The 7246-nt window shown below is 45.5% G+C and carries 7 protein-coding genes; 4 read left to right on the forward strand and 3 right to left on the reverse strand.

Annotated elements, in window-relative coordinates:
* Window positions 1-624, reverse strand: coding sequence for a mechanosensitive ion channel family protein (locus MHM99_RS15220; protein ID WP_014950819.1), 624 nt, complete (start codon window positions 622-624; stop codon window positions 1-3).
* 276 nt (window positions 625-900) lie between these two features.
* On the opposite strand from MHM99_RS15220, the gene rimK reads away from it, so the two are divergent.
* Genes rimK through MHM99_RS15240 form a run of 4 tightly spaced genes read left to right on the forward strand, consistent with a single transcriptional unit; the run spans window position 901 to window position 4396 of the window.
* Complete coding sequence (gene rimK, locus MHM99_RS15225; protein WP_014950820.1) at window positions 901-1806, forward strand: 30S ribosomal protein S6--L-glutamate ligase; 906 nt, start codon at window positions 901-903, stop codon at window positions 1804-1806.
* A 48-nt stretch (window positions 1807-1854) separates the two neighbouring features.
* On the forward strand, window positions 1855-2886 hold the full coding sequence (locus MHM99_RS15230; protein ID WP_168463507.1) for a succinylglutamate desuccinylase/aspartoacylase family protein: 1032 nt from the start codon (window positions 1855-1857) through the stop codon (window positions 2884-2886).
* A gap of 17 nt (window positions 2887-2903) precedes the next feature.
* A complete protein-coding gene (locus MHM99_RS15235) occupies window positions 2904-3338 on the forward strand; it encodes a RimK/LysX family protein (protein ID WP_014977481.1) in 435 nt (144 codons plus the stop codon).
* Window positions 3339-3397: 59 nt separating this feature from the next.
* Window positions 3398-4396: an amino acid ABC transporter substrate-binding protein gene (locus MHM99_RS15240; RefSeq protein ID WP_230962166.1), complete on the forward strand. Its 999-nt coding sequence runs from the start codon at window positions 3398-3400 to the stop codon at window positions 4394-4396.
* On the opposite strand, the gene MHM99_RS15245 is transcribed toward MHM99_RS15240, so the two are convergent.
* Together MHM99_RS15245 and acs are read right to left on the reverse strand one after the other, a co-directional pair.
* Complete coding sequence (locus tag MHM99_RS15245; protein WP_014950824.1) at window positions 4356-5000, reverse strand: response regulator transcription factor; 645 nt, start codon at window positions 4998-5000, stop codon at window positions 4356-4358. The two genes, MHM99_RS15240 and MHM99_RS15245, sit on opposite strands and share 41 nt — an antisense overlap.
* 18 nt (window positions 5001-5018) lie before the next feature.
* Window positions 5019-6965: an acetate--CoA ligase gene (acs, locus tag MHM99_RS15250; protein ID WP_239220059.1), complete on the reverse strand. Its 1947-nt coding sequence runs from the start codon at window positions 6963-6965 to the stop codon at window positions 5019-5021.
* Window positions 6966-7246 lie beyond the last annotated feature (281 nt).

The raw sequence follows: 7246 nt of genomic DNA on the forward strand, positions 1-7246 counted from the left end.
CTAGAGTAATTCGTCGTGTGGTTTACTTTCTTCAATTTTAACCACCGGCGTCTCTACGCTCGACTTCGCCACCACTTTTCCCATTGCTCCCCACTTCTCTTTAGGGTTGAGCAAAACAGGACGGGTTAAAATCAGGTTGTTAGGATACATGAGGGTTTCACGCTCAGCGGTAAGCAAGCGCGTGCTAAACGGCCCTACATCGGCAATCACACCTTCAATGAAGTTATCGCCGTCGAGAATGCGCACATAATTACCTCTGCGATAGGCTACGTTTGTGAGCAAAATAAAGTACGCAGTGATGTTACTGATGAGTGACCAACTAGCAAAAAGCGCAACACCGGTTACCGTGATGATAGAAGTGGAAAGCACTAAGAGCCCAGAAAAATCGATCCCCCATGCTAGCAACAACAAGGCTAACGATACTGTAGCAACAATAACCCGTGCAGCAAAAAGCCCTTTAATAGCACTATTTGATTTTAGCTTTGACTTTACGATGTTGGTTTCTAATTTTGGCAGCAACTTACGAGACATCGCCAAATAAATTAGTAAAACCAAACCACTCCACACGACATTTGACTGGTACTGAGTTAACCACGCCAAAAACCCATGCCACCACTCATTCATTAACACAAATCCTTACATTTTTTCGTTAAGCAGACTGACCTTAAATTCTGATTTTACGTTAAAAAGGCCGACGCGCTCTAATGCTAACGTGAAAAACAGTCAAGTTCATGCATTAAAAGCAATCGACACAACAAGAATTATTCGTAAGACACCCCCGAACACTTACATTAGTATGCGCGCAAAAATGACTTGTCTATTTAACAATCACGTTCTAACGTGGTAATAGATTGGTCGATAAAACGACAAAATAAAACACAAACTACAGGCTTTTTTATAATGCGCATTGCAATTCTTTCTAGAAATCCTCGTCTTTACTCTACTTCACGCTTAGTCGAAGCTGGGCAGGCTCGCGGGCATCAGGTTGACGTTATCGATACCATGCACTGCTACATGGATATCACCAGTGCGCGACCGTCAGTTCGCTATAACGGTAAGCGACTACCCTATTACGATGCAGTGATCCCGCGAATTGGCGCATCGGTTAGCTTTTATGGCACATCAGTCGTTCGCCAATTTGAAATGATGGGCACATACAGCCTTAACGAGTCGGTTGCTATCAGCCGCTCTCGAGATAAATTGCGTTCATTGCAGCTTTTATCACGTAAAGGCATAGGTATGCCGAGAACAGGCTTCGCACACCACCCTGATAAAATCGATGATGTTATTAAGACGGTTGGCGGCGCCCCAGTGGTTATTAAGTTACTTGAAGGCACGCAAGGTATTGGCGTGGTATTGGCCGACACGCAAAAAGCGGCAGAGTCGATCATTGAAGCCTTTATGGGTCTTAACGCCAGTATTTTAGTGCAAGAGTTCATTAAAGAAGCGGGCGGTGCAGATATTCGTTGCTTTGTGGTAGGTGGAAAAGTTGTAGCAGCGATGAAGCGCCAAGCAGCACCTGGGGAATTCCGCTCTAACCTTCACCGTGGCGGTCAGGCAAGTTTAGTTCGCCTAAGTCCAGCGGAACGCAAAACAGCGGTAGATGCGGCTAAAACGATGGGACTAAATTGTTGTGGCGTAGATATTCTTCGTTCGAACAACGGTCCAGTCGTTATGGAAGTAAACTCATCGCCGGGCCTTGAAGGCATTGAGAAAGCGACCAATAAAGATGTCGCCAGTATGATCATCGAGTTCATTGAAAAAAGCGCAGAGCCGCACAAAACAAAAACCCGTGGAAAGGGCTAGCGCCCTTTAACCTTTGCTATGCAATAACGTAAATATAGGAAAACGTTAGTGGTAAATGATGTTTTAAGAATTGGGGGTGAAAACATTGCTCCTGGCGAAACAAAAAAGATTGAGTTAGAAATGCCGCCGTTGTACACGGCCACCAATATGAGCATTCCCGTTTACGTTAAACGAGGAAAGCGACCAGGTCCCATTATGTTCGTCAGCGCAGCCATTCACGGTGACGAATTAAATGGCATCGAAATAGTAGGCAGACTTATCCGCTCAAAAGCGATTGAACGCCTAAGAGGAACCCTTATCGCGGTGCCTATGGTTAATGTGTACGGCGTACTAAACCAGTCTCGTTATTTACCCGATAGACGCGATTTGAACCGCAGTTTTCCAGGGAGTAAAAAAGGTTCGCTTGCCGGTAGGTTAGCCAACTTGTTTTTCAAAGAAGTGGTAAGTAAGTGCGATGTCGGCATTGACCTTCACACCGGCGCTATACACCGTAGTAACTTGCCACAGATTCGCGCTGACTTAGACGACCCAGAAGTACTGGAAATGGCAAAAGCGTTTGGCGTACCTGTACTACTTAACGCAGAGTTACGCGATGGCTCTTTGCGCGAAGCGGCCAGTGAAAGTGGCGTTAAAATTCTGCTTTACGAAGCAGGCCAAGCGTTACGTTATGACGAGTTTTCTATTCGTGCCGGCGTAAGAGGCATTATTAATACCATGCGTCATTTGGGCATGCTGAATAAAAGCCGCAGTAAGGGCCACAGTATCGAGCGTTTTATAGCGCGCCAAAGTGGATGGGTTCGCGCGCCAGAAAGTGGCTTTGTGACGCATTTAGCACAGCTAGGTGACCATGTTGAAAAAGGTGACAAACTGGCCATTATTGCTGATCCGTTTGGCAATTATTTAGATAGCCTTGAAAGCCCTGCAGAAGGTGTTGTAATTGGTAAACAAAATATTCCACTTACCCAAGAAGGTGAAGCGGTATACCACATTGCATACTTTTCAGAGCCTGATACTGTTGCAGAACACGTAGAATTATTACAAGACAATTTATTGCCACCAGAACAGGGTCCTGTTTTATAAAATTGGTAGAAAAACTGATGAACAATAAAAAAATTGTTGGTGCGGTAGAGCTGTGCGATTTACCAAAACTCGCCATCTCTGATTTGAACGTACGCGTTGATACAGGGGCGGCAACGTCTTCACTTCATGTTGACAACATTGAAGAGTTTGATCAAGACGGTGAATTATGGATTAAATTTGATATCCATCCCGACATTCACAACGTTGAACGCGTGGTTCGCAGAGAAGCACGTGTAGAAGGACAAAAACGCGTAAAAAGCTCAACGGCTACACTTGAGAAGCGCTATGTTATAATTACGCCTATAATAATGGACGGGTACCAGTGGGATATTCAGTTAACCCTAACGGACCGCTCTGAAATGACCTATTTGATGCTGCTCGGAAGAGAAGCGATGAGGGGTCAATTTATTGTAGACCCCGAGCACGACTTTTTGCTGACGGGAAAAGACTAGCAATACAAGTTTGCCAATGGATATTCAGCGTTAAAACCTGCGGCAACTTGCAGTAAGGCATGCGTTTAGTGCATGAAATACAAAATATGGACGTTACGAAAAAAGCCCTAAGTGTTGCCTCTCTGCTGTTGAGTGTATTTACACTATTGAGTGCTAATGCTCAGCAGCAAAACACAAACGAGGTAAGTACTGACTTACCTCACACCGTTCTCCGCCTGCCAAATATTCACCCTGGGCGAGACGCCGTATACGCCTACGCTAAACGTCTTCTCAGAGAATCACTGCGCGTTACTGAACCTCAATACGGCTCTTTTGAACTGATTATCAGCGACCAAGAAACGGCGCAAGAGCGTCAACTACGCAGCCTTGAACACCACATGCTAGACGTGACGTGGAGCGTTACCTCGACAGAGCGTGAACGTCAGTTCCTTCCCATTCGCATTCCCATTATGGCGGGTCTTTTTGGTAAGCGTGCACTGCTGGTCAGAGAAGGCGATACGCGACTTAAAGAAGTAAAGTCATTAAACGCGTTACGAGCATACCGAGCGGTTTTGGGCTACGACTGGCCCGATACGAAGATATTTCGCGCAAACGATATCCCGGTGTTGGAAACGACCTACCGGGCGTCATTTCGAATTGTTTCGGAAGGCTTCGCTGATATGTTTCCAAGAAGTGTTATGGAAATTAAAGAAGAACTCGCTGACAAGGCGCTCTCACGCGGTCTAACTATCGACGATCACCTTATCATTTCATACCCGAGCCCCATCTTTTTCTTTGTAGGAAGCGACAATCAGGCATTAGCCGGGCGCATAGCTGAAGGCCTGTTAAGGCTCTTCGAAACGGGTAAATTTCAGGAGCTACTGTTAGCTCATGATAACTTTAGAGAAGGTATGGCACTTACCGAAGGGCGAACGGTTATTGAAATTGACAACCCTTTGCTAAGTGAACAAAGCCGCTTGGCATTAGAAAAGTTCTTACCGGAATTTGCTACCTCAGAAGCCGTGCTTAAGTTCGACGCTACTGAACCGGCGGCTCCAGCTCAAGTTGTGAAGCAATAAGTACCGCTTGTGTGCGGTTGTTTATGCCCAACTTTTTAAAAATAGCAGTAACATGCGCTTTAACCGTGGCCTCTGCGATATCTAAATTAAAGCCAATTTGCTTGTTCAGCAAGCCGTCTCGCATGTAACAAAGCACCTTGTATTGCGAGGGCGTTAGCGAGGCAACTTTATCCGCTAATTCAGAGAACTCTTCATTCACCTCATCAACGTCTTCACTTAAGTTATCAGGTAGCCATACATCGCCATCCAGAATTGCTTCTACGGCGTTTGCAATATCTTGCGCACTGGCAGTTTTGGGGATGAACCCTAGCGCGCCCACGCTAATAATCTTTGAAATAAGTGTGGTGTCTTCTGTGCCAGAGACTACGGCAACAGGAAGTTCGGGAAAGAGTTTTCGAATATGCAGCAAGCCAAACAAATCATTGCTACCCGGCATGTGCAAATCAAGCAACAATAAGTCGATATCCTCATTGTTGAGAATATCGACTGTAGTGTTAAGGTCTCCCGCCTCTTTGAGGGTTAAGGCTGGAAGTGACAACGACAACGCGCCTCTTAGTGCATCGCGATACAGCGGATGATCATCAGCGATTAGAAGGGTTATCATTGTCTATATCCTTAGTTTCTACTTATTTAGACGTTCCTCTATCAGTGTATCAACAACCGATGGATCCGCCAACGTTGATGTGTCACCTAATTGCTCATGCTCATTGGCGGCAATCTTACGCAAAATACGGCGCATAATTTTACCAGAGCGGGTTTTAGGTAATCCACGAGACCATTGGATCATATCAGGTGTAGCAATCGGGCTTAGCTCTTGACGCACCCACGCCTTAAGCTCTTTAGTAAGGGCTTCATTTGCTTCAACCCCTTCATTTGGTGTTACGTAAACGTAGATACCCTGCCCTTTGATATCATGTGGGAAGCCAACAACGGCAGCCTCAGCTACTTTAGGATGGGCAACAAGTGCGCTTTCGATTTCAGCGGTGCCCAAACGGTGACCAGAAACGTTTAGCACGTCATCTACACGACCAGTGATCCAGTAAAAGCCATCTTCATCGCAACGAGCACCATCACCGGTGAAGTACACACCTTTGTATGCGCTAAAGTAGGTGTTGATAAAGCGCTGATGATCGCCATAAACCGTTCGAGCTTGGCTCGGCCAGCTGTCTTTAATAACAAGATTACCTTCTGCTGCCCCTTCAAGCTCATTACCGTCAGCATCAAATAGCGCAGGCTGAATGCCGAAGAATGGGCGAGTCGCTGAGCCAGGCTTTAACTCCGTAGCGCCAGGCAAAGGCAGGATCATGTGTCCACCTGTTTCTGTCTGCCACCATGTATCGATGATAGGACAACGGCTCATACCAATTACGCGGTGGTACCATTCCCATGCTTCAGGATTAATAGGCTCACCTACTGTCCCTAACAGACGAAGCGATGAGACATCACACCCTTCAGCTGGAACATCTCCGTGGGCCATTAATGCGCGGATAGCAGTTGGCGCGGTATATAAACTATTTACTTTGTATTTTTCCACTACCTGAGCAATACGCTTAACGTCTGGATAGGTTGGTACACCCTCAAAGAACACTTGTGATGCGGCGTTCACCATAGGGCCATAAACCATGTAGCTGTGGCCTGTGATCCAGCCTACATCAGCGGTACACCAATAAACATCGTCTTCTTTGTAGTCAAAGGCATATTTAAAGGTCATCGCAGAATATAAGAGATACCCGCCCGTGGTGTGTACTACACCTTTTGGCGTTCCAGTAGAGCCTGATGTATAAAGGATAAACAGTGGGTCTTCCGCGTTCATTACCTCTGGTTCACACTGCGCTGACACGCCATCAACAGCGTCATGCCACCACACATCGTGCTTAGCATTCCAGTCTACTTCTCCTCCTGTGAGCTTATGAACTAAAACATGAGTAATAGACGGACACGCATCACCAGACAGTGCTTTATCCACATTCGCTTTCAGTGGAATACTTCTTCCAGCACGACGGCCTTCATCAGCAGTAATCACGACTTTGGCGTTGCTGTCGTTGATACGATCGGCAATAGCGTTAGGTGAAAATCCACCGAAAATCACCGAGTGCACTGCACCAATTCGGGCACACGCTAGCATGGCGTAGGCAGCCTCAGGTATCATCGGCATGTAAATCGCAACACGATCACCTTTTGCTACGCCCATTTCTTTAAGTGCATTCGCTAATTTACAAACTTCATAGTGCACTTGTTGATACGTGATATCTTGGCTATCTTCTGGTGAGTCACCTTCCCAGTGAAAGGCGACTTTTGTGGCATTATCAGCTAGATGGCGGTCAATACAGTTATAGCTGGCATTTAACTTACCATCTTCAAACCACTTAATAGACACATCGTTTTCACCAAACATTGTGTTTTTAATTTTGGTGGGCTTTTGATACCACTCAAGCATGGATGCGTGCTCAGCCCAGAACGCTTCAGGTTGCTCTACAGATTGCTTATACATCTCATCATATTGAGATGCGGTTAAATGTGTAGACTGAAGAATGTTCTCAGGCACAGGATAAGTTTTGCTGGCGGTCATAAAGATTGCCTCCAATATCAATGATGTAAAATTCTTGTTGTATGGTGAAACACTCTAGCCATTCACCCACAAAGCAAAATGAGACTTTGGTCTTAGCAGCATACAACTAAGGTTCTACTAGAAAAGTATTACGACTATAGTCTTATGCGACCATTGGCTTATTTAATTTTGAGATAATAAGTACACAATCAGCAATGTTAACGTTGAATTTACATTTATTTAACCACTTTTTTGGAACAGACACGATGAAAGCTAAAATAAAAAATACGGCTACAGCAGTA

The organism is Alteromonas sp. MmMcT2-2 (assembly GCF_022348305.1).
GTDB lineage: Bacteria > Pseudomonadota > Gammaproteobacteria > Enterobacterales > Alteromonadaceae > Alteromonas > Alteromonas macleodii.

What these genes read in the sequence shown, in the direction of transcription:
- MHM99_RS15220 (WP_014950819.1), bottom strand. Translation starts at nt 624, where the DNA reads ATGAATGAGTGGTGGCATGGGTTTTTGGCGTGGTTAACTCAGTACCAG.
- rimK (WP_014950820.1), top strand. Translation starts at nt 901, where the DNA reads ATGCGCATTGCAATTCTTTCTAGAAATCCTCGTCTTTACTCTACTTCA.
- MHM99_RS15235 (WP_014977481.1), top strand. Translation starts at nt 2,904, where the DNA reads ATGAACAATAAAAAAATTGTTGGTGCGGTAGAGCTGTGCGATTTACCA.
- MHM99_RS15240 (WP_230962166.1), top strand. Translation starts at nt 3,398, where the DNA reads ATGCGTTTAGTGCATGAAATACAAAATATGGACGTTACGAAAAAAGCC.
- MHM99_RS15245 (WP_014950824.1), bottom strand. Translation starts at nt 5,000, where the DNA reads ATGATAACCCTTCTAATCGCTGATGATCATCCGCTGTATCGCGATGCA.
- acs (WP_239220059.1), bottom strand. Translation starts at nt 6,965, where the DNA reads ATGACCGCCAGCAAAACTTATCCTGTGCCTGAGAACATTCTTCAGTCT.